Source organism: Thiocapsa sp. (assembly GCF_011390875.1).
Classification (GTDB): Bacteria; Pseudomonadota; Gammaproteobacteria; order Chromatiales; family Chromatiaceae; genus Thiocapsa.
In genome coordinates, this window is record NZ_JAABRP010000333.1 from 1 (window position 1) to 3,531 (window position 3,531).

Below are 3,531 nucleotides of genomic sequence, written 5' to 3' on the forward strand. Positions count from 1 at the left end.
GAAACTACAAGAGCATCGCCACCTGCGATGCCCGCCTCGGCCCCTTGACCTACCTGGTCGGCGCGAACGGCTCGGGCAAGAGCAACTTCGTCGACGCCTTGCACCTGGTACGGGACGCCTTGACGGGCTCGCTGGACAATGCCCTGAGCGAACGTGGCGGACTGTCGGAGGTGCGCCGCCGATCGAGTGGCCATCCGACACATTTTGGGATGCGGCTGGAGTTTCGCTTGCGCGACGGCCGACCGGGTCACTATGCGTTCAATGTCGGTGCGCTCTCCGGGGGTGGATACGAGGTACAGACCGAGGAATGCGTGCTCGAAGGTGTCGGCAAGGGGCCTTACTTTCGACTCGAACGCGGTGAGCTGAAGGCCAGCAGCGAGGCAAGTTTCCCCTCCGTGACCTCGGATCGCTTGGCCCTGGTCAGTGCATCGGGCCTGTCGGTATTTCGCCCCGTCTTCGATGCATTGACGGCCATGGGGTTCTACAACCTGAATCCGAAGCTGATCCGTGAGCTACAGAAACCCCAGGATGGACGCTTGCTGAAGCCTGCGGGAGAGAACATCGCCAGTGTCATCGGTCATCTCGAGCGCACGGCACCGGATGCGCTGGGAGTCATCCAGGAATACCTGCAGACCGTCGTACCGATGGTGCATGGTGTCGAGCGCAAGGCCATCGGTCCTATGGAAACCCTGGAGTTCCGCCAAGACATGGCCGGCGCCAAGCACCCCTGGCGCTTTCTCGCCCAGAACATGTCGGACGGGACACTCCGCGCACTCGGCGTCTTGACGGCGCTGTTTCAGGGAAATAGGGACTACGCGCCAACGGTAATCGGCATCGAGGAGCCCGAGACGGCACTCCATCCCGCTGCGTCTGCCGCGCTGCGGGAGGCGCTGCAGCGGGCTTCGGAGAAGACCCAGGTGATTGTCACCAGTCATAGCCCGGACCTGCTCGATGACTTGAGTCTGTCGGCAGACGCCTTGCTGGCCGTCGTCTCCAGAGCCGGCGAGACACGCATCGCCTCGCTCGACGAGGCGTCACGTTCCGCATTGAGGGATCAGCTGTTCACCGCCGGAGAACTTCTTCGGCTTAACCAGCTGATGCCGGACGATGAGGTCCTCGCGGCCGAGGATCGGCGCCAGGCCGATCTATTCGGCGATCCACAGACATGACGACCGTCGTCTCGATTGTCGAGGGGGACGGAGAAGTTGCAGCCCTGCCGATTCTGCTGCGCCGCATCTGCGCTTGGCTGACACCCGACGTTCACGCCGCCGTTTCCCAGCCGATCCGCGTCCGGCGCGATCGATTCTTGAACCGAGACGAGGAGTTTCGTCGCCACCTGCTGTTGGCTGCCGCCAAAGCGGGTGACAAAGGCTGGATCTTGGTGCTGCTCGACGCCGACGACGACTGTCCGGCAGAGTTGGCACCGCAGGTTCTCGAGCGTGCTCGTGCCGTTGTCCCGCACCGGCCCGTCTCGGTCGTGCTGGCCAACCGCGAGTACGAGGCATGGTTTCTTGCTTCCGGGGCATCCCTTCACGGAAAGCGCGGCTTTGCATACGCGCATTCACCGGGTTTCGACCCCGAGCAACCGCGTGACGCGAAAGGCTGGCTGGGTGAACGGATGGCCGGAGGCAAATATCGAGAAACGACGGATCAACCGGCCTTCTCGGCCGCCATGGACCTCGGGCAAGCCTTCGATCTCAGCCGCTCCTTTCGTAAGCTCTGCAGCGAGTGGTCGAAACAGGCGGCGCGAGCCGGCGGGCAATCCGATCAATGACAGGTTAGAGGGATAACCAGGGGCAGACCAGGTTTAATAGTAAAGAAGAACGAATGAAACAACGGTGGTCTGTCCCCAGCAGACGCGCGGATCGGGCAAAAGCTCGCCAACTCGAGCTTCTCGACAAAGAGCGTGCCCGGCTCGCCTAGCAGTCCACGGCGATCGGCAATCTGCAGACGCAGCGGGAGAAGATTGCGGCGCTGTGAGCCCTGCCGGAAGGCCGGCGCGCCGCTCTTCGTCCCGGTCGAGGACGTCACGAAAAGCGCGTCATTGGTCCTGCCGACCCGTCTCCCCGGCCAAGCGCAAGACCTCTGCGACCAGCGCATCCGAAAGCCGATAGCCCTGTCGCGACAGGGCTGCCAACACCGACCCAACAGACTCCAGCAGACCATGCTGTTTGGCGGCCAGCAGCACTCCGGCCAGTCCGACGACGGGAATTCCGAGGCGCCGGGCAATCTGTCGTCCGCGGCGCTCATCGATCAGGAGGAAGCGACACTGCGATTCCTGCGCCAACAGAATGGCCGCTGATTCCCCGGCGTCGAGCAATCGACCGAGACCGGCCATGTCCGCTTCGCAGCTGCGAGGAAGCGCCCGCGGTTCGATGACACCCTCGGCGAGTGCGGCCGACAAGACTCGCGCTCCGGGCCGATCGGAACCCACGCTCAGCTCGGCAAGGACGGCCTCCGGAACCACCACGGATCCGTAGAGCGCGAACAGCAGCGACAGGTGCTCGATCCGAGCCAGGGCAATCAGTGGCCCGGCGTCCGCGACGACGATCCTGTTCATTGTGACCCGCCCGTCAACCCGCCCTCACAAGGCGGCGCCAAGCTCATCCGCCAACTCCTCCGCCGGATAATCCACGGCAGCTAGGCCGAGCGATCCCAGCAGATCGATGAACCCATCCAGCGAAAGCCCCGCAACCTTCGCGGCTTGGGCGAGTGTCAGTTGCCGGTTCTCGAACAGGGTCAGTGCCAAAGCGCGATGCACGCCTTGATCGAGCAGCCGTTGGTCGAACGGCACGGCGAGAATCGCGGGTCGGCCATGTTTCGTGATGAGCGCAAGTTGTCCGCGCTCGGCGTCTCTGAGCAGATCGCCCGAGCGAGTACGCAGTTCCCGAACCGAGAAGACATCGAGCGTTTCCATCAGCTGCCTCAAATGAAACCGCACCCAGTGCGGTATGCGATGTTTTTGGATGGAATCGGCCCCGGCAGACTTGACGACCGCCGGAGTCGGCAAGGTTTAGTGTGCTTACGAAGCGTAGCACAAAAAACGTCACACGCTGTCTGGGGGCCTTCCAGGCGAGCAACCTGGTAGCTCGGTCATCGCGTTGCCGCAAGTCGGTTCTTTTGAGTCTCTCACGAGACGCTTTCCGGAATGAGACGCGGAAAAACGCGCCAGGCTCAATTCAGCCACAAGAAGTCGGGGGACTCGCAATCCTGCAAGTCCTGTCATCCGGCGTGTTCGGATCAGCGCGCAGGCGGACCGTTGTCGATTCCTTCGGCCTCGACGGCTTGCTCACCCACCGATCCTCGTCCCCGAGAGTTGGTGTTCGTCATCGTCCGAGAATGGGCCGAACGGGTCCAGGCGCAAGGCGAGCTGCCGCTCCTGGTTCGACGCTTGGCGATGCAGCACGCACACGGAAGGGCGGCAACCCGTGCCGCCGCGGACTCGCGGGCAGTGTTGCGATTCCGGGGCGTGCGCTGCGGGCCGTGGCCAAGTGGCCGCCAAGCTCAGCCGTATGGTCCCGCGCGCGCTCG

The 3,531-nt window shown here is 63.5% G+C and carries 5 protein-coding genes; 3 read left to right on the top strand and 2 right to left on the bottom strand.

What is annotated here, in order from left to right; genetic code table 11:
* Positions 1 to 1,169: AAA family ATPase (locus GPT33_RS17975; protein WP_296811804.1), on the top strand; the 1,169-nt coding region annotated here is incomplete at its 5' end.
* On the top strand, positions 1,166 to 1,774 hold the full coding sequence (locus GPT33_RS17980; RefSeq protein WP_296811806.1) for a DUF4276 family protein: 609 nt from the start codon (positions 1,166 to 1,168) through the stop codon (positions 1,772 to 1,774). The genes GPT33_RS17975 and GPT33_RS17980, both read left to right, overlap by 4 nt.
* Before the next feature lie 267 nt (positions 1,775 to 2,041).
* Here the strand turns inward: GPT33_RS17980 and GPT33_RS17985 are convergent, their stop codons facing one another.
* Together GPT33_RS17985 and GPT33_RS17990 are read right to left on the bottom strand one after the other, a co-directional pair.
* On the bottom strand, positions 2,042 to 2,560 hold the full coding sequence (locus GPT33_RS17985; RefSeq protein ID WP_296811809.1) for a DUF3368 domain-containing protein: 519 nt from the start codon (positions 2,558 to 2,560) through the stop codon (positions 2,042 to 2,044).
* 24 nt (positions 2,561 to 2,584) lie between these two features.
* Positions 2,585 to 2,917, bottom strand: a complete 333-nt coding sequence (locus GPT33_RS17990; protein WP_296811812.1) for a type II toxin-antitoxin system prevent-host-death family antitoxin — start codon at positions 2,915 to 2,917, stop codon at positions 2,585 to 2,587.
* A gap of 402 nt (positions 2,918 to 3,319) precedes the next feature.
* Between GPT33_RS17990 and GPT33_RS17995 the strand changes: the two genes are divergently transcribed.
* The coding region (locus tag GPT33_RS17995) for a hypothetical protein (RefSeq protein WP_296811814.1) at positions 3,320 to 3,531 on the top strand (212 nt) is incomplete at its 3' end.

Bases quoted from the DNA above. Each gene is read 5' to 3' on its own strand.
- GPT33_RS17980 (WP_296811806.1), top strand. From the start codon at position 1,166: ATGACGACCGTCGTCTCGATTGTCGAGGGGGACGGAGAAGTTGCAGCC.
- GPT33_RS17985 (WP_296811809.1), bottom strand. From the start codon at position 2,560: ATGAACAGGATCGTCGTCGCGGACGCCGGGCCACTGATTGCCCTGGCT.
- GPT33_RS17990 (WP_296811812.1), bottom strand. From the start codon at position 2,917: ATGGAAACGCTCGATGTCTTCTCGGTTCGGGAACTGCGTACTCGCTCG.